The sequence below is a fragment of the Ruegeria sp. BE1 genome, from assembly GCF_056538885.1.
In genome coordinates, this window is sequence record NZ_JBQFTY010000009.1 from 76,524 (window position 1) to 94,419 (window position 17,896).

The 17,896-nt window shown below is 60.8% G+C and carries 22 protein-coding genes; 6 read left to right on the plus strand and 16 right to left on the minus strand.

Annotated features, from left to right (window positions below):
* Positions 1-2 precede the first annotated feature (2 nt).
* From flgH to ACR0J5_RS19985, 8 genes are read right to left on the minus strand one after another with little or no spacing between them, the layout of a single operon-like run.
* Positions 3-734 carry a flagellar basal body L-ring protein FlgH gene (flgH, locus tag ACR0J5_RS19950; RefSeq protein ID WP_480656538.1) on the minus strand — a complete coding sequence of 244 codons (732 nt, stop codon included), beginning with the start codon at positions 732-734 and terminating at the stop codon, positions 3-5.
* A complete protein-coding gene (gene flgA / locus ACR0J5_RS19955; RefSeq protein WP_480656540.1) occupies positions 734-1,144 on the minus strand; it encodes a flagellar basal body P-ring formation chaperone FlgA in 411 nt (136 codons plus the stop codon). Before flgA ends, flgH begins: the two co-directional genes overlap by 1 nt.
* A complete protein-coding gene (gene flgG, locus ACR0J5_RS19960) occupies positions 1,144-1,929 on the minus strand; it encodes a flagellar basal-body rod protein FlgG (RefSeq protein ID WP_480656542.1) in 786 nt (261 codons plus the stop codon). The genes flgA and flgG overlap by 1 nt, the downstream gene beginning before the upstream one ends.
* 22 nt (positions 1,930-1,951) lie before the next feature.
* Complete coding sequence (locus tag ACR0J5_RS19965; RefSeq protein ID WP_480656544.1) at positions 1,952-2,662, minus strand: flagellar hook-basal body complex protein; 711 nt, start codon at positions 2,660-2,662, stop codon at positions 1,952-1,954.
* Positions 2,662-2,934, minus strand: a complete 273-nt coding sequence (locus ACR0J5_RS19970) for a flagellar biosynthetic protein FliQ (protein WP_480656546.1) — start codon at positions 2,932-2,934, stop codon at positions 2,662-2,664. Before ACR0J5_RS19970 ends, ACR0J5_RS19965 begins: the two co-directional genes overlap by 1 nt.
* A 4-nt stretch (positions 2,935-2,938) precedes the next feature.
* Positions 2,939-3,229 carry a flagellar hook-basal body complex protein FliE gene (fliE, locus tag ACR0J5_RS19975; RefSeq protein WP_366553739.1) on the minus strand — a complete coding sequence of 97 codons (291 nt, stop codon included), beginning with the start codon at positions 3,227-3,229 and terminating at the stop codon, positions 2,939-2,941.
* A gap of 11 nt (positions 3,230-3,240) precedes the next feature.
* Positions 3,241-3,627 carry a flagellar basal body rod protein FlgC gene (flgC, locus tag ACR0J5_RS19980; RefSeq protein ID WP_480656548.1) on the minus strand — a complete coding sequence of 129 codons (387 nt, stop codon included), beginning with the start codon at positions 3,625-3,627 and terminating at the stop codon, positions 3,241-3,243.
* Positions 3,628-3,639: 12 nt separating this feature from the next.
* A complete protein-coding gene (locus ACR0J5_RS19985; protein WP_480656676.1) occupies positions 3,640-4,026 on the minus strand; it encodes a FlgB family protein in 387 nt (128 codons plus the stop codon).
* An 87-nt stretch (positions 4,027-4,113) separates the two neighbouring features.
* Here ACR0J5_RS19985 and ACR0J5_RS19990 point away from each other — a divergent pair, with 87 nt between their 5' ends.
* From ACR0J5_RS19990 to ACR0J5_RS20015, 6 genes are all read left to right on the plus strand, one after another.
* A complete protein-coding gene (locus tag ACR0J5_RS19990; protein ID WP_480656550.1) occupies positions 4,114-5,451 on the plus strand; it encodes a FliI/YscN family ATPase in 1,338 nt (445 codons plus the stop codon).
* A gap of 84 nt (positions 5,452-5,535) precedes the next feature.
* The gene (locus ACR0J5_RS19995) at positions 5,536-6,372 is read left to right on the plus strand and encodes a flagellar motor protein MotB (protein WP_480656552.1); all 837 of its coding nucleotides are present in this window, start codon (positions 5,536-5,538) and stop codon (positions 6,370-6,372) included.
* A gap of 98 nt (positions 6,373-6,470) precedes the next feature.
* Complete coding sequence (locus ACR0J5_RS20000) at positions 6,471-7,766, plus strand: flagellar hook protein FlgE (RefSeq protein ID WP_480656554.1); 1,296 nt, start codon at positions 6,471-6,473, stop codon at positions 7,764-7,766.
* A gap of 33 nt (positions 7,767-7,799) precedes the next feature.
* On the plus strand, positions 7,800-9,251 hold the full coding sequence (gene flgK / locus ACR0J5_RS20005) for a flagellar hook-associated protein FlgK (protein WP_480656556.1): 1,452 nt from the start codon (positions 7,800-7,802) through the stop codon (positions 9,249-9,251).
* A 2-nt stretch (positions 9,252-9,253) separates the two neighbouring features.
* Positions 9,254-10,261 (plus strand): flagellin, encoded by a 1,008-nt coding sequence (locus ACR0J5_RS20010; RefSeq protein WP_480656557.1) that lies wholly within the window; start codon positions 9,254-9,256, stop codon positions 10,259-10,261.
* On the plus strand, positions 10,258-11,352 hold the full coding sequence (locus ACR0J5_RS20015) for a flagellar basal body P-ring protein FlgI (RefSeq protein WP_480656559.1): 1,095 nt from the start codon (positions 10,258-10,260) through the stop codon (positions 11,350-11,352). The genes ACR0J5_RS20010 and ACR0J5_RS20015 overlap by 4 nt, the downstream gene beginning before the upstream one ends.
* A 15-nt stretch (positions 11,353-11,367) precedes the next feature.
* Here the strand turns inward: ACR0J5_RS20015 and ACR0J5_RS20020 are convergent, their stop codons facing one another.
* From ACR0J5_RS20020 to ACR0J5_RS20055, 8 genes are all read right to left on the minus strand, one after another.
* Positions 11,368-12,015, minus strand: a complete 648-nt coding sequence (locus tag ACR0J5_RS20020; RefSeq protein WP_480656561.1) for a DUF1523 family protein — start codon at positions 12,013-12,015, stop codon at positions 11,368-11,370.
* An 11-nt stretch (positions 12,016-12,026) separates the two neighbouring features.
* Entirely contained in the window at positions 12,027-12,293 is a 267-nt protein-coding gene (locus ACR0J5_RS20025; protein ID WP_480656562.1) for a hypothetical protein, read from the minus strand.
* The gene (locus tag ACR0J5_RS20030; protein WP_480656564.1) at positions 12,294-13,631 is read right to left on the minus strand and encodes a DUF6638 family protein; all 1,338 of its coding nucleotides are present in this window, start codon (positions 13,629-13,631) and stop codon (positions 12,294-12,296) included.
* A 64-nt stretch (positions 13,632-13,695) separates the two neighbouring features.
* Positions 13,696-13,995 carry a hypothetical protein gene (locus ACR0J5_RS20035; protein WP_480656566.1) on the minus strand — a complete coding sequence of 100 codons (300 nt, stop codon included), beginning with the start codon at positions 13,993-13,995 and terminating at the stop codon, positions 13,696-13,698.
* 141 nt (positions 13,996-14,136) lie between these two features.
* Entirely contained in the window at positions 14,137-14,430 is a 294-nt protein-coding gene (locus ACR0J5_RS20040) for a hypothetical protein (protein WP_480656567.1), read from the minus strand.
* Positions 14,427-14,762, minus strand: coding sequence for a hypothetical protein (locus tag ACR0J5_RS20045; RefSeq protein ID WP_480656569.1), 336 nt, complete (start codon positions 14,760-14,762; stop codon positions 14,427-14,429). The genes ACR0J5_RS20040 and ACR0J5_RS20045 overlap by 4 nt, the downstream gene beginning before the upstream one ends.
* Positions 14,759-16,690: an AAA family ATPase gene (locus ACR0J5_RS20050; protein ID WP_480656571.1), complete on the minus strand. Its 1,932-nt coding sequence runs from the start codon at positions 16,688-16,690 to the stop codon at positions 14,759-14,761. Before ACR0J5_RS20050 ends, ACR0J5_RS20045 begins: the two co-directional genes overlap by 4 nt.
* A gap of 87 nt (positions 16,691-16,777) precedes the next feature.
* Positions 16,778-17,896 (minus strand): hypothetical protein, encoded by a 1,119-nt coding sequence (locus tag ACR0J5_RS20055; RefSeq protein WP_480656573.1) that lies wholly within the window; start codon positions 17,894-17,896, stop codon positions 16,778-16,780.

A 17,896-nucleotide genomic window follows, 5' to 3' on the forward strand; every position in this document is an offset into this window, starting at 1 on the left:
TCTTAATAGGGCAGAACAGCATCAAGAATCTGCTGGCCATATCGGGGCTGCTGCACATCCGTGATCTGCCCGCGCCCGCCATAGGACACGCGGGCCGATGCGATCTTGTCATAGGTGATCTCATTCCTGCGCGAGATATCCTGCGGGCGCACATAGCCCTGGACCAGCAATTCACGTAGTTCGAAATTCACCCGCAATTCCTGCGAACCCGAGATCGACAGAACCCCGTTTGGCAGCACGTCAACCACGGTCGCAGCGACGCGCAATGTCAGCTTTTCCTTGCGTTTGACCGAACCGTCACCGGTGCTTTCCGACGAGGATTCGATCTCGACCGCTTCGGCCAGGGATGCACCATCAGGCAAATGCTCTGCCGCCCTCTGCGGCAGTCCGAACAGGCCTACAATTCCCAGACTTTCCGATGCCGAACGCGAGCGTTCCGTATCGTTCGAAAATTCAGCCTTTTCATCCAGCTCGATCACGACCGTCAGGATGTCACCCTTCTTGATCGCCCGCTGATCCCCCAGCAATGAGCTCTGCCCCCCGCTCCATAACGAGGATCGGTCGACCGTGCGCTGCGGTTGCGTGTGCAGGGGTAGGCCCGGCCACAGCATGGCGACGTGCTCGGGCGAATCCTCATTGGGGGTAAAGCTTGGCGGCTTGCCCAGATGATCCGCCCGCCCGCAGGCCGATACGGCAAGAACGGCGAACAGCAGTGATTTCGTAAGTCCTGACATCATTTTACCTCGATTTGTCCGTCGGGCCGGATCAGGCCGGTTACGGTGGTGCGGGAAGACAGGTTCATGACCCGGATGCGGTCCCCGGCAGCCCCGCGCCCCAGCGCACGGCCTTCGGCGGTGATCGACAGCGGTTTGCGGTCAAAGATCAGCACCACCAGGTCATTGCGATCCACCAGGGCCGGCGCGCCGACATCCTGTTGGCGGATCGGGCGGCCGGGATAAAGGGCAACACGGGCCTCTTTCCCGATCAGAAACTCGGGGTTGGTCACCGCGCCGGGCACGTTCTGCGCCTTGAATTCCAGATCGGTGGCCGAGATGATTTCCTTGGCGCGAATAGTGCGGGTTGGCACCACGATGTCAGCCAGGGCTGAGATCGGCAGGATCAGCAATAGGATCAGAAACCGCATCACCGCACCTGCGTCGTTGCGCCCATCATCTGATCGACAGCGGAAATGACCTTGGCGTTCATCTCATATCCGCGCTGCGCCTCGATCAGTTCGGTTACTTCGCGCACCGCGTCGACCGAGCTGTCCTCAAGATAACCCTGCCGCAGGGTGCCCAGCCCGTCCTCGCCCGGGGTTCCCACAACCGGCGCGCCCGAGGCTTCGGTTTCCTTGAACAGGTTGCTGCCGATCGCCTCAAGCCCCTTGGCGTTCGAGAAACTGGCCAGCGTCAGTTCCCCCAGCAGCTGGCCGTCGGCGGTGTCATCGAAATAGGCATAAACCTCACCCGCGCTGTTGATCGAGATCGAGCGCGCATCGTCGGGAATTGTGATCTCGGGCGTGACGGCGTATCCGTCGGACGTTACGATCAGCCCCTCGGCCGAACGTTTCAGGCTGCCGTCGCGGGTAAAGCCCGACTGGCCGTTGGGCAGTGTCACCTCAAGATAGCCGCGCCCTTCGATGGCCACGTCCAGATCGTTGCCGGTGGCCGAAATGGCACCTTGCGCCAGCTGCACGGTCACAGCTGCGGGGCGCACACCCAGACCCAGTTGGATACCTGTCGGCAGAACCGTTCCGTCATTGGCATTCACCGTGCCTGCGCGCGCCATCTGTTGATAATGCAGATCCGCAAACTCGGCCCGGCGTGCGTTGTAGCCGGTGGTATTGGTGTTGGCGAGGTTGTTCGAGATCGTCTCAACCCGCATCTGCTGCGCCGTCATGCCCGTTGCTGCGATTTTCAATGCCCGCATGTTCAAATCCTCCGTTCTAAAGTCACCGCATCAGCGCCTTCAGCGCCCCGCGTACACGTTCGTCTTCGGTTTCCAGAAAGCTCTGGCCCAGCTCATAGGCTCGCTGAATCTCGACCAGCCGGGTGACCTGATGCACCGCGTTCACGTTCGAGCCTTCGAGGAACCGGTGCAAAACCACCGGATTGTCCACCGGGTCGATCTGCGCCTCGGCGCGGAACTGGGTGCTGCCCTCACGCACCAGTGTCTTGGGGTCTTCGACCCGGTAGATCCCGATCTGCCCCAAAAGCTGCCCCTCAATGCTGAGCGTGCCATCGCTGCCCACGTCGATTGAGGACGCGTCCGGCGGGATGAATACGGGCGCACCGTTGACGTCCAGCACCCGGTGGCCGTCCATGGTCACCAGATCGCCCTCGGCACTGGGGGAAAACGCCCCCGCCCGGGTCAGCCGATTGCCGCCGGGTGTTTCGACCATAAAGAAACCGTCGCCTTCGATGGCGAAATCGAAATCCCCTCCGGTCTCGGTCAGCAGACCCTGTTGCAGCGATGTATTGCGCACCTCGGCCCGCGCCATCGACAGGGACGGATTGCCCGGCATGTCGCGGACGAACTCGGAAAACACCAGCCCCTGCGCGCGGTAGCCGGTGGTGTTGGCATTGGCGATATTGTTCGCCACCAACCGCATTTCATTCATCAGCCCCGACTGGCGGGACAAGGTGGTATAGGCGGTATCCATCAGCGACCTCCGGCGATCAGCGGGATGAGGGTTGTGGTGAAAAAGGTCACCAGCGTCTGGGTCATGAAGCCCATGGAAATCCAGAACACGATGACGATGGCGATCAGTTTGGGCACGAAGGTCAGCGTCATTTCCTGCACCGAGGTCAGCGCCTGGAACAGGCCCACGACCAGGCCCGAGACCAGCGCCACCGCCAGGATCGGGACCGAGGTGATGACCGCGACCCAAAGCGCCTGACGCACGATGTCATAGAAGAGACCTTCGCTCAGCATCAGGTCAGACCGGCATCCGCAGAATTTCCTGATACGCCTCAACCACCTTGTTGCGGACGATCACGGCGGTTTCCACGGCCAGTTCGGTCTGAGCCAGCGCCTGTACCAGCGCATGCGGATCGGCCTGCCCGGTCATAGCGGCCTGCGACATCTGCTCAGAGTGTTTCAACGTCGCGGTGAAATCCTGAAAGGTGTTGCGCAGACCTTGCGCCATTCCGGCGTGATCGGGATCGGCCTGCGTGGCCGGGCGTGCAACGGCGTAATTCTGCGCCGCGGTCAGGGATCGGATATCCATTCTGGTGTCCTTTATTTTCTGAGAAGTTCCATAAGGCTCGACGACATCTGCCGTGTCTGGTCGAACATCTTGAGATTGGCCTCATAGCTGCGCTGCGCCTCACGGGCGTCGGCGATCTCGATCATCAGATCGACATTCGAGCCGCGATAATGCCCGGTCTCATCCGCCATAGGATGGCCGGGGTCGTAGATGCGCGAACCGTCGCGGCGGTCCAGCTTGACCCGCCCGGTCTGCACCACCTCACGCCCGTCTTTCTGCACGGTTTCGAACGGCACGGTCTTGCGGCGATAACCCGGCGTATCCGCGTTCGAGATATTCTCGGACACATGCCGCAGCCGCGCCGATTGCGCCCGCAGGGCACTGGTCGAGGCGGCAAGGGAATGGGAAAAATCACTCATCTCTCTGCCCCCTTACGCCCGGCCCAAACTGCTGCGCAGGATGTTCATCGAGGATTTGTAGATGGTCAGCGCGCGGTCATGCTGACGTTTGACCTCAACCGCTTTGAACATTTCTTCCTCAACAGAAACGCCGTTGCCATTGGGATCGCCCGAGGGCGCGGCCTCGTACTCGGCCCATGTCTGCGGGGCGCTTGCACCGTTCAGATGTGCAGCGCGGGTGGCGGTCATCGCGACCTCACCCCCCGATTTTTCGAATGCTTTTTGAAAGCCCTCAAGATCGCGGGGCTGGTAGCCCGGCGTATCCGCATTGGCCATGTTGCGCGCGATGACGGCCTGCCGTTGCCCGGCATGGGTTGCCATTGCGTACGCTGTTTTAAAGACGTTCAGGTCATAGAACATCGGGGCTTCTCCCTCGATCAATTTCAATCAAGGCTTAACCCCGATTCCTTTAGAAACCGTTTTCAGAAACCCGTTGGAGAACCCACGATGCCCGATCTCGACCCAAGCTTTCTGAAATGCAAATTCGACCGCCTGTCCGCAGTGCGCCATATGGGTCTTGTGTCCGGTGTGGCGCGCGGAGTCATTGAAATTCAATGGCTTGAGGGGCAGGCACGGATCGGCGACCACCTGACTTTGCGGCGACGCAGCGGCCCGGATCTGGCCGGAGAGGTGCTGCATGTCGAATCGGATCTGATTCACATGATGCCCACGGCGGCACCCGATGGCGTCTGTCTGGGGGATCGGGTGATTCTGGATCAGACCCCGGCTTTTGCGCCCGGGATGCACTGGCTGGGGCGGGTGGTTGATCCGTTCGGCAAACCGCTGGACGGCAAACCGCTGCTGCCCGGCACGCAGGAGCGCGACATCATGCAGGCCCCGCCCCCCGCCGTCGCCCGCAAACCGCTGGGCACCCGGATGGAGACCGGGCTGGCCATGCTCAACACCATGCTGCCGGTGGTTCAGGGCCAGCGAATCGGTCTGTTTGCCGGATCGGGCGTGGGTAAATCGACCCTGCTGGCCACATTGGCCAAGTCGATGCAGGCGGATGCCGTTGTTGTCGCGCTGGTCGGGGAACGCGGGCGCGAGGTGAATGAGTTTGTCGAACACGCGCTGGGGGCCGAGGGGATGAAGCGGTCGATTGTGGTGGCCGCCACGTCAGATCAATCGGCACTGGCGCGCCGGCGCTGCGCGTGGTCGGCGATGTCGGTGGCCGAATATCTGCGCGATCAGGGGCTGAATGTTCTGTTTCTGGCCGATTCGGTGACCCGCTTTGCCGAAGCCCATCGCGAAATCGCCGTCGCCATGGGAGAGGCCCCGTCGCTGCGCGGCTTCCCCCCATCCGTGACGCCGCTGATTGCCAGCCTGTGCGAACGCGCCGGACCCGGCACGTCAGGTCAGGGCGACATCACGGCCGTGTTCAGCGTTCTGGTGGCCGGATCGGATATGGATGAGCCTGTGGCCGACATCCTGCGCGGCGTGCTGGACGGGCATATCGTGCTGAACCGCGACATTGCCGAGCGTGGGCGATTCCCGGCCATTGACCTCAGCCGTTCGGTCTCGCGCAGCCTGCCCGGCGCGGCGTCCGAGGAGGAAAACCGCATGATCGCGGAAACCCGCAAACTGGTCGGCAGCTATGAACAATCCGAGGTGATGATCAAAGCGGGGCTGTATTCCGAAGGCGCCGACCCGCTGCTGGATCAGGCCGTGCGCGTGCATGAGGAACTGGATGCCTTCTTTGGCAAGGCCGAGCCGGATGGGATCAAAAACAGCTTCAACCATCTGCAACTGATTCTGCGGCGGGCCGGGCCCATGGCGCCGCGGTGAAATCTGAACAGTTTTAAGTGTTAAGCCCACCTTAAGACCTGCACGGCTACGCCTGTAGTCGGGTGATAGAAAAAGGTGGTGGAGATGGGTGCGCAAACCAATGCGGCGCCAATCATCATCAAGAAGAAACGTGTGTCCGGTGGCGATGGCCACCATGGTGGCGCGTGGAAAGTCGCATATGCCGACTTTGTCACGGCCATGATGGCGTTCTTCATGTTGATGTGGCTGCTGAATGCAACGACCGAAACGCAACGCAAAGGGCTGGCGGATTACTTCTCGCCGACGATTCCGGTCAATCCGGTGTCGGGGGGCGGCGATGGGGCCTTTGGCGGCAACAACATGTTCTCGGAAGACACGATGGTGATGGACGGATCCGGCGCGGCCAAGCGTCATCCCACGATCGCTCGGCAGGCGCGCGGGTCAATCGGCGTCAATCCCGATGGCGGCAAAGAGGCGTCAGACGATTTCTCGACGCTTGAGGCGCAGCTTTTGGGGCATACCGGCGAAAGCATGGTGTCGGACAAGGTGTTGAAACACATCGTCACGCGCGTCACCGACGAAGGGCTGGTGGTCGAACTGTTCGATACTGACGACCAACCCCTGTTCGAATCGGGCACAGATACGCCCACACCGATGATGCGGGCGCTGGCGCTTTTGGTGGCACGGTCCTCGGACCTGGTAACAAACGATGTGGCGGTCGAAGGTCATGTCCGCGCCTCACCGGTGGTTCTGGCGCGCGATCCGTCCTGGGATGTGTCGACCTCACGCGCGCAGATGGTGCGGCAATTGCTTGAAGATAAGGGGTTTTCGACGCCCCGGCTGGACCGTGTTACCGGCCATGCCGACCGGGAACTGTCCGACGAAAACCCCATGGCAGTGCGCAACAATCGGATCGAGATCATCTTTCTGCGCGACACCTGACAGCGAAAGGATAGGACGCATTTTACCTGTTAGCGCGCTGTTAAGGGGCAGTGCGCTAGCTGTTGCTTCAACGATTGACGCAACAGAAGGGCGTGCCAATGACGATTTCCTCCTCGCTGAATGCCGGTGTGGCCTCATTGAAGGCCAACGCCAACCGGCTGGCCACGATTTCCGACAACATCGCGAACTCTTCGACCTTCGGCTATAAACGGGTCGAGACGGATTTTCATTCGATGGTCACGTCCGGGCAGGGCGGCAGCTATTCGGCGGGCGGTGTCCGCACCACAAGTCAGCGTCTGATTGATCAGCGCGGGTCGCTGGTGACCACGAACAACTCAACCGATCTGGCGGTGCGCGGGCGGGGCATGCTGCCGGTGCGCCCAAGCTCGCAAATCGCGGGCGGCTCGAATGAGATGTTGCTGACCTCGACCGGCTCATTCCGCACCAATGAAGAAGGGTATCTGGTCACCGAATCTGGCCTCGTCCTGCTAGGATGGCGCGCAAACCCGGATGGCTCGATCCCGTCGGTTCCCCGCGATACCCCGGCCGCGCTGGAGCCTGTGCAGCTGAGCGTCAATCAGCTGTCGGGCGCGCCGACCACGCAGATGAACCTGCGCATGAACCTGCCTGCGACAGCAACGGATGCGGGTGCTCCCGGCGATTCTCAGCCCCTGTCGGTTGAGTATTTCGACAACCTCGGCAAATCCGAAAGCGTCGACATTGAACTGGTGCCAACCGTCCCCGCCACCGGGACCAGTAATGAATGGACGATGATCCTGCGCGATTCCGCCTCGGGCGGGGCGGTGATCGGGGAATATACGCTAACCTTCACCGACAGCCGCACTGCCGGGGGGACATTGGCCAGCGTCGCGACCGTTTCGGGCGGGGCCTATGACCCGGCCACCGGCAGCGTCATTGTCAACGTCGCGGGCGGCCCGATGGAGATCAATATTGGCGAGATTAATGACCCGGACGGAATCACGCAATTGTCCGACACATTCGCCCCGGTCTCGATCACACGCGACGGGTCTGCCGTTGGGACAATGACCAGCGTGCAGGTGGATGAAAACGGCTATGTCTACGCCTTCTATGACACTGGTGTCAGCCGTCGCATGTTCCAGATTCCGCTGGCGGATGTGCCCAATCCCAACGGCCTGACGGCACTGGACAGCCAGACCTATGCGCCATCACGCGAAAGCGGCACCTTCTTCCTGTGGAACGCAGGTGAGGGGCCGACCGGCGATCTTGTTTCCTTTGCGCGCGAGGAATCGACCACCGACATCGCAACCGAGCTGACCTCGCTGATCCAGACCCAGCGCGCCTATTCCTCAAGCGCGACGGTGATCCAGACCGTGGATGAGATGTTGCAGGAAACCACCAATATCAAACGCTGATTTGGGCTTTGAGCCGGAAAAGGGGGCTGTCAGATGAATATGACGACCGCATTCAACAACGCCGTCAGCGGTCTGACCGCCGCCAGCCGGGGCACATCGGTGGTTTCGGACAATATCGCCAATGCGCTGACCCCCGGCTTTGCACGCAGGTCGCTGGAATTGACGACGAATGTGATCTCGGGTCAGGGGGTGCGCACGGTTGGCGTGGTGCGCAACCACGACCCGGTCCTGACCGCAAACCGCCGCGCCACCGATGCCGAGCTTGGATATCAGACCGCCCTGTCACAGTTTCACACCGGTGTTGAGCGGGTCGTCGGGTCCGCGGATGACCAGACCTCGCTGGCTGCAAGGCTGGCGGATTTCGACAGCAGCCTGATCACGGCGGCCAGCTTGCCAGATTCCTCGGAACGGCTGGATCAGGTCGCGCGCGCAGGGCGCGATCTGGCGGATCGGATCAATTCCGCCTCGGAGGGCGTCCGACAGATGCGGTCAGACGCGGACCGTACCATCGGAAAACAGGTGGATCGCCTGAATCAGACCCTCAAAGACATTGAGAAACTGAATGCCCGAATCCCCTCGGTCAAACATACGGGCGGGGACGTAGGGGCATTGCTGGATCAACGGCAGGTTCTGATTGATCAGGTCAACGAATTGGTGCCCGTGAATGCGGTGCCACGTGCGAATGATCAGGTCTCGCTTTATTCCGATGGCGGTCTGATCCTGCTGGAGGGAACGGCGGCGCAGTTCTCCTTTACGACCACCGGCGACACCAAACCCCACATGACGGTGGGCAATGGCCTGCTGTCGGGTTTGGAAATGAACGGCAACCCGGTGCGCACCAGCGGCGACGGTGCGCAAATCCGGGGCGGCGCGCTGATGGCGCAGTTCCAGATCCGTGACGAGCTGGCGGTTGAGGTGCAGGCCAATCTGGACTCGGTCGCCCGCGATCTGATCGAACGGTTCGAAACACCGGGCCTGGACCCAACCGCACTGCCGACCGATGCGGGCCTGTTCACCGATGCAGGCAACCGGTTCGACGCGACGGCCCCGGCCGGGCTGGCCTCTCGCATCAGTCTGAATACGGTTGTTGACCCCGACAATGGGGGCGAAAGCTGGCGGTTGCGGGATGGTCTTGGCGCGGCAGCACCCGGAGATCCGGGCAATGCCACACAGTTGCAGGCGCTTGGTGCGGTGCTCAGCGACGCGCGCGCTGTGGCGGGGGCGCCATTTGGAACCGGGGCCATGCGGGCCTCGGACCTGACCGAGGCGCTGATGTCCCGAACCGGGGCCGACGCCCATGCGGCAAGCCAGCGCCTGACCTTTGCCAACAGCGCGCAGCTGGAAATGGCCCGGATCGAGGCCGAAGACGGCGTCGATACGGATCAGGAACTGCAGAACCTGATTGAGATTGAACAAGCCTATGCGGCGAACGCCCGGGTCATCTCGGTCGTGGATGAATTGATGGATACTTTGCTGAGGTTGTGATGATGAATTTGACTTCTATCGGTGATCTGGCGCGCGGCATGACGTTGAAGGCCCGATCGACCGAATTGAAAACCCAGATCGAAACCCTGTCTTACGAAATGTCCACCGGCAAGGTTCAGGATGTCTCGGGGCATCTGGATGGGGACTATTCCTACCTTTTGGATCTGGACCGCAGCCTGTCGCGACTGGACGCCTATCAGGTCTCAACCTCGGAGGCTGGCTTGTTCACCGATGCCATGCAGCTGAGCCTGACGACCATTGACGATGCGGTCAGTGAATTCACCGCCTCGATGCTGTCTTTCGGGACATCGAACCAGGCCGTCAGCCATGAGAACGCATCCGTTCAGGCCCGCAATGAGCTTGATACGATCATCTCGGCGCTGAACACGCGGGCGGGCGGGCGCAGCCTGTATTCCGGTGCGGCCACGGATGTTTCGCCGCTGCCGTCAACCGACACATTGCTGGCCGCGCTGGAGGTTGAGCTGACCGGCCTTGCCACTATCGCGGATATGCGGCAGGCGGCCGAGGATTGGTTCAACGACCCCGCCGGGTTCGATGCTGTGATCTATCAGGGCTCGGGCACGGCCTTGTCGCCCATGCAAATCTCCGAGAATGAAAGCGTGCGTATTCCGATCACTGCGACAGACCCAGCGCTCAAGGACGCGCTGCGCGATATTGCCGTGGCGGCGCTGGTGTCGGATGACAGGCTCAACCTGCCGCGCGATCAGCGCACGGCCTTGTTCACCCAGCTGGGGGTTGATCTGGCCAATACGCAGAATGAGGTGGTCAACCTGCGCGCGCAGGTCGGATCGGCCGAGGCGCGGATCGAACAAGCCGCCACGCGCAACAGCGCGGCCCAAACCAGCCTGGAATACAGCCGTAACAAACTGGTCGCTGCGGACCCTTATCAAACCGCGGCGCAGCTGCAGACCGTTCAGTTCCAGTTAGAGAGCCTCTATTCCGTCACCGTTCGCAATTCAAACCTGTCATTGGTGAATTTCCTCAGATGAGACTTCTTGTTTTCCTTTTGATGCTGCTGCCCGGCATCGCCCAGGCCGGTGCGATCCGCCTCAAGGACCTGGTGGATTTCGACGGGGTGCGCGGCAACGATCTGGTGGGCTATGGCCTTGTGGTCGGGCTGAATGGCACCGGCGACGGGCTGCGCAATTCTCCGTTCACCGAAGAGATCATGTCGAACATCCTCGAACGGCTGGGCGTCAACGTGAATGGCGAGGATTTTCGCCCCAAGAACGTGGCTGCGGTGTTGGTGACGGCCAGCCTGCCGCCATTTGCGCGGGTGGGTGGCCAGATCGACGTAACGGTGTCGGCCATTGGCGATTCCAACAGCCTTTTGGGCGGGACGTTGATCATGACCCCTTTGAACGCCGCGGACGGGCAGATTTACGCCGTGGCGCAAGGCACCGTTCTGGCCGGTGGCGCCTCGGTCGAGGGTGAGGCCGCCTCGGTCGTGCAGGGCGTTCCGACCTCGGGCGTGATCCCGTCTGGCGCGCGGGTCGAGCGTGAGATTGACTTTGACCTCTCGACCCTCACGCAGATGCGCCTTGCTCTGCGTGAGCCGGATTTCACCACCGCCAGCCGCATTGAGATTGCGATCAACACCGAATTCAACCGGGCGGTCGCGATCATGCGCGACTCGGGCACGGTCGAGCTGAACATCGCGGCGACCCAATCGGTTTCAACGGCGCATGCGCTGGGCCGGATTGAGAACATTCTGGTCGAACCCGAAACCAAGGCCCGCGTGGTGGTGGATCAGCGGTCGGGCACCATCGTCATGGGGCAAGAGGTGCGGATCTCGCGCGTGGCAGTGTCACAGGGCAATCTGACCCTGACGGTCGAAGAGGCCCCCATCGCCGTCCAACCCAACCCCTTTGCGCGCGGCGAAACAGTCGTTGTCCCGCGCACCATCGCCGGTATCGAGGAAGAGGAAGGCACCGGACTGGCCGAAATCCCCGAGGCCACCACCCTGTCCGAGGTCGTGGCGGGCCTGAACGCGTTGGGCGTGTCGCCCCGCGACATGATCGACATCCTCAAGACGATCAAGGCCGCCGGGGCGCTGCATGCAGAGTTCATAGTAAGGTAGGGGCGGGCTGCGCCCCTATTTCGATTTCCAGCTGTCCAGCCAGCGCCTGAACCGGTTGCTGCGATCCTCAATCGCGTCTCCGGCCGCGTACAGGCCATCTTCGACATTTTCAAGCATCGGGTCGATGCGCCGCTGGCGGAACCTGCGCCAGCGCACCCAAATCGCCCAGAGGATTGCGAAAAACACGGTCAGGAAGATGATATTGAACCACGGGATCAGCCGCACATCGGGGCTGTCCACCGGGCGTACCGAGACGACGTTGGGGAAGATCGACATCAGCTGATTGCGCCAGCCATAATGGCGCAGCACCACCCATTGCGGATTGTCTGCGGTGGAGACAAGGTTGGTCAGCTCTGCCTGCAGGTTCGAACTGTCGAGCTTGAAATAGGGCGGCCAGCCCCAGCCGGTATCTTCGTTGCGGTACACGCGCGGCTTGCCGTTCGGGCGGAAGGTCTCAACAAACCGCACATCACGGTTCACGGTCTGCGCGCCCTCTTGCCCGGTATCCTGCTGCGCCCAGAAGATCGAGTTTTCACCGAAATCGACCCGGCGCACCTCGGTCTTGACGATCCGGACCACATCCTGCTGCGGCAGCGTGTATTCCAGAACCGAGGCGACCAGACCCCAGAACACAATGATGAACACCCATTTTACATAGACCATCTATTTGGCCCTCACATGAAATTAGTAATATAGATCAGCAGGGCAATTGCCCCCAGCGGAATGACATAGACACCCAGAAGCAGTTTCTTGCGGAACGAGTTATCATACTGCCGCATCCCCCGCTCAAGAAATGCGTCACGATCGCCGTGCAACCCTTTCTTTTCCCAATGCGCAATCAGCTTGCGGCGGCGCACAAGCCGGGAATAGATCGACAACCCGACATAGATCACCGTCAGTATGATCAGCAGCGGGATCAGAAAACGGATTGCGACGAACATTCAGCCTCTCCCTACAGCGCCCCACGGGCCGACGCGCGCGATGATGTCATCGCTGACCCGATCTGCACCGCTCATATCCGGCTCATGCCCGAACAGCGCGGCGCGGGCGCCTGCCTTGTCCACCTGATACTCGCGCGCGAGGAAGTCGGCAACATAGGCTTTCTTGGTATCCGGCCACGTGGAATAGGTGCTGTAGAACAGTTCTTTGTGGCAGATGAACAACTGGCGCGGGTCCAGCGGGGCCAGTTCTGCCAGCAGCATATTCACCAGATCGCGGTTTGGCGTATCCGTCGCGCGTAATGTGTAGAAATAGGCCGGATGGTCCGAGGTGATACGCGGCCACGGCCCGCCATCGCTGGCCCAGCGCAGCAATTGGGCAAGGCCGTGAAACGCCTCGGGCAGGTGATCGGCGTGGTTGCGGGCCAGTCGGCGCATATCGCTGCGGTCCAGCCCCGCCAGATCAACGCCGGCATCTGCTGCGGCGTGAACGGTCAGAAAATCCATCTTTTGCTGCAAAACGGCGGCCGCGTTCACGCCCCGTGCCTCAATGATCGTTTCCACCAGATTATTATCGTTCAGAAAGGCTGCAATCCGATGCCGTTGCGTTGGTTCAAACACATGATCCAGCGGCAGGTCATCGGGCTTTTCGCCCATGCAAATCGCCGCCGGATAGTCCAGATCGGGAAACAGATAGAGCCCGCCGAAATGCGCCGTCCAGAAATTGCGCTGCTCAAACGCGGTGTGGCGCAGGTGGACCGGGTTGCGGGTGACATCGCCGGTTTCTTTGGCCGTCTCGATCATCCGGGCGATCAGCACATCGTCAAACCAGGCGTCCTCGGCGGTTTTGAACTGTTCGACCATGCCCGCCAGTTGTTCGGCCTTGCGCAGGGTGCCGCCGACCGTGTCGGCCTCAATCTCGATCTTGCGCAGGTTCAGCAGATCGGCAGGTGTGGTGAGTTTGAAGACCGAGTTCACCAGCTCTCCGGCCACGGCATCTGTGGCGGTCAGGGCAAACAGCTGCGCCTCGTTCATCTCGATAAATTCGCGCAGAATATCGCGCGAGGTCGAGAATTTGACGTTCAGCAAAGGTGCGCGTTTCTGTTCGGTCGTCAGCAGGATGAACTGCCGGTTCACCCCATTGGGGTTGAGGTAGAACGAGTCGTCCAATTCCTGCCCGATCTCAGGGGAATAGCCCGAGATATCCACGTGGAAATCCAAAAGCTGAGTGGTCCTGCCCGCCAGGTGCTGCAACGCGCGGTTATACCGCTCGATTAAGGCCGGGCTGGAGATGTGGACGAGATTGCCGAACATCAGACCTTTTTCGATTAGGCGGATCATTGCATTTGACCTCTCGCGCATCGCGGCTGCGCTGCATGCTTCGCTAACTTCATTATCGCGCTTGTCATTTTGACATCCATCGCCTGAAACCAAAAAGCGATATTGTAGCTACACTCAAAATACACCCCATCATCAGAAAACTGATAAATACGTCGCTTGGGGGATCTGTCGCCGCGCACAGTCCGTATTTGCCGAAATTCCCGGGCAATAGCGCTTTCCAATTGCAAAATGAAACAGTCGCTAAGATCCCTAAAGAAAATGAAAAAATGGCGACAGCACCAAGAAGTCCCCAAACGCCCCAACGCAACGGCAGGAAATGGCCCAAAAGAATTGCGAGACCAATGATTGCTAGCAACAATATCATGTGTTCGCCTTCCCTAACCGACGGCGCGCAACCGCATGAGCGACTCCGGCCAAAATCATCGCAGGTACGCGCTGTTCAAAGACGCAAAGATGAGGCTCAACCCTGCTGTCACCCCTTCCGCCCTGGATATAGCCACTTGTTCTATCCCATCCTCCTGAACCGCCAAACAACCACAACCGCCAACACCAACAACGGCAAGGCAAACGCCCGCGCCGTGATTTGCAGGTTGAACCCGATGTAGGACACCACGCTGCCCTCAAACAGGATCAGCGACTCTTCCCAAGTGGTGCCCTCGAACCCGCTGCCTGCGTTCACGCCGAATTGGGTCAGAAACAGCACCGCTACGGCGGCCAAAAAGCCGAACACGCCCCAACGCAGGGGCAGGATCAGACCCAAAACAAGGGCCAAACCGGTGATTGCGAGTGTCAATGTCATGTCGTTGCCTCCTTTGACCGACGGCGCGTAAACGCATACGCGCCTCCGGCCAAGATCAGTGCGGGCACGAACCAGAAAAACGCCATCCCAAGGAAATGTGATGGCATTTCAGCGGGACCAAAGGCGTGGAGCAATGAGGCCGGGCGCAGGACAGACGCGCCGTTCATCCAGATCTCGAACAGGGCGCTCCAGATATAGGTGACCGCGAAGATGATCAGCGCCAACAGGGCAAAGGCCCGTCGGGAGGGTGGTCTGCGACGGGCCACCGCGGCGCCAAAATACAAGCACGCGCCGATCAGCGACCCGAAGATCAGGATCAGGCCACCGGTCACCCCTTGCCCTCCAGATACCGCCGCTTGGCCTCTTCCATCCGGCCCATCTCACGCACCGCCTTGTCGATGGCGACCTCGTCGCTTTTGTCGGCATAGCGGAACTCGCTGTCGGCGTAGCGGTTGATCTCCTGCATCACCATGTCCACCGTGATCGGCTGGCGCAGGTCCTCGATCATGGCCTTCTTGGTGTCGTAGTCGCGGAACAGGAACAGGTCGGGGTTCTCCATCCACTCATCAGGCAGTTCGAAGTCCATCGCGCGGACCTTGACCGCGTCGGTGATGTTCTTGATTGCACGGCCCGTAAAGCGCTCATCCGCCTGTTGGATCGCCTTGAGGTAGGTGCCCAGCTTGGCGATTGTGTCCATTTGGCCAATCTCGCCCGAGACCCGATCATAGACCTGTAGCAGAGCATTCTCATGCGGGCGGGAATGGCTTTCGAAACTGGCAGCGACGGCCTTCTTGATCTCCTGCGCGGCATAGGCCTCGTGTTCGCCCAGCGGGATGTCGTGATTGCGGCCCATCAGCAGGTGCAGGATGTCGATGTAGTCTTCGCGCGTCTGCGGCCCGTCCACCAGAAACCGCGCGCCCGCCCGCTGGCGCAGGGCGTCGTCCACGTTCTCGGGGTAGTTCGAGAACATGCCAAAGGTGCAATTGCCGCGCACAACAGTGTTGGCACCCGCAAAGCTCTCCATCAGCACGGCGGTGATTTCCAGTTGGCCCGCGCTGGACTGCCGGTCGCCGCGCTTGCCCGCCAGCTGGTCGATATCGTCGATGGTGCCAAAGCCGATGACCGAGGGGTCGATGATCGTGTTGATAAACGCCTTGGCGTTCTGGCCAGATTTACCCTGATAGCTGTCGATATTGTCGGTGCTCAGGTTCTGATATCGGAACGGATAGCCCGCATTCTGGCAAAAATCGTTGATCAGCCCGGCCATCATCTGGATCAGGGTGGTCTTGCCGGTGCCCGGTTTACCGTCGCCCATGAAGGTAAAGATGAACCCGCCGAGTTCCGCAAACGGGTTCAGGCGTCGATCAAAATCATAGGCCATCAGCATCTTGGCCAGCTTCATCGCTTGGTATTTGGCGATATGGTTGCCCACCACCTCATTCGGTTCCTTGAACGTCATCGTGAGGGTGGTGGATTTCGCCTTTGAGGCCGGTTCAAACCCCCGGATCGTCAGATCGTCGGCCTCGATATGCCAGGCGGCGTTCTGGAACGGGGCCAGATGGCCTGCGGACCCCGCGCGCAAGGCGGCTTTGTCCATCAGCTGTTCGGCATAGGCGCTGGCGGCCGCGATCAGATGCGTGTCATCGGGGGCGTGCTTGGCCAAGGTCTGATCCAGTTCCCACAGCGCACCATGCAGGGCCAACTGGCCGTTATCGGTCAGAACCTCTTCGATCTCGCCAATATCGGCCGTGACCTCGCCCAAATGTGACGACATCAAATAGGCCAACGCATTGCCAAACGTGTGCAGCGTGACCAAAGCCTCAGCCGTCAGCAATTCCGAAAACTCGCCCTTGCGCGCGGCGGGCAAATCCCCGGACAGGTTCGCGCGCTTCAGATCGGCCAAAGGGGTCTGTTCTGCATAGGCTTCGGCCACCGCCAAAGCGATGGCGGCGGCACGGCGAATGGCTTGCTGAACAACCGCCTGCGACGGTGAAACCAGCGTATCGCCCTCGTCCGAGGCTTCAATCCGCTCAACCAGGTGCACCCCATCGGCCCGAACCGTGCGCCGGGTTACCAACCCCGGCGTCGTTGACCGAAATCGCCGCCCCGAGGAAACCCCCGGCGACCGTTCGACTGCCGCTTCAACCGCCTTGGCAACCCGGGGCGCGTGTTCAAAGCCGCTCAGCAAAGCGGTCGCTGCCGGATAGTGCTTACGAATATCGTCTTCGCGCAATTCCATTTGGTCTGACGTCAAACTCATCTGCTCAACCCTGCATCTTCTTCTCGTTCAAAATACGGTCGTCCCGCTGCCCGGCAGGACCCTTGCAGGGTCCGAAAGGGGGCGAAACTAATAGCGCAACACCTGCCCCGTCTTGCTGACCACGAATTTGCGCACATCACCAAAGCCCGGCGGGTTACGCTCGGCCAATACCTGAAACGGACGCTGAGGCAGAATGATCGACCGCTGCGTGCGCGTAGCCCCGGTCTCGGCCCCCTGCCCGCCAAACGGGTCCAGCGCAAAGACCTCGCGCTCGACTGTGGAAAACCAGCCAGCGCGCTCCTCGATCACCTCTTCGCTTTCCAGCTCTTCGGTGGTCCAGGCCAACGCCCAGTCCTGACCTTCGGGCGCCTGCGCGTCCTCCAGCACCTTCCGCAGAGGACCGGACTGCTCGGTAAAGGCCGAGGAATACATGGGCCCCACATGAATGCGGCGCATGTGTTTGGGGTGCAGGTCGTCGAAATCCTGATCGAAGCCTTTGGCGATGGTCACCAGTTTCAACCCACCTAAGGATTGCGCCATCAGATGCGCCTGCACCTCGGGCCAGCGGCGTTGGTCTTTGGGCAGGGCCGTTTTACCGCTGTCCTCCAACTGCATCAGGTAGATGACCGGCAGGTTGATCTGGCTGTCATAGACCGCCCAGTGGATCAGAAACTTCCGCCGATCCCCCTCATTCCCGATCCAGTGGCACTCAGGATCGTTGCGCGCCCAGAACAGCTCTCCCTTCAGCAATTCCTCGTAATAGAGCCTTTGTGACAGCGCAAATTGCAGCTTGGTGGGGATTTCCCGGTCGCCAATGATCGTCCGCACCATGTCGGTTTTCAGATCATCGGCCGAGGGCATATTCGCCAGATGCACCTGCGCCTGCTGCGCGTCATTGGCCATGGTCAGCAACTCGGCCGCCACCGGAAACCCGCTGTCGCGCTTGTCCATGGCAAGACTGCCAAAGAACCGACCCGTATCGCGCCCGACCAGCAGGTATTTCATGGACAGCGCGCGGAAGGTGTAGAGCAGCCCCGAGAGGTAACGCGACACGATCCGCACCTCTTGCTTGCTGATCGCACCTTCCGCCTCCATCGTCGCGGCCACGCGCAGGAGGTGGACGGTGATCACCTCGAATTTGCGGAAATAGCGGCGCGAGGCGAAGGTGTCGGTCAGCCCGACATGGTCTTGGGTGGGGTTATTCAT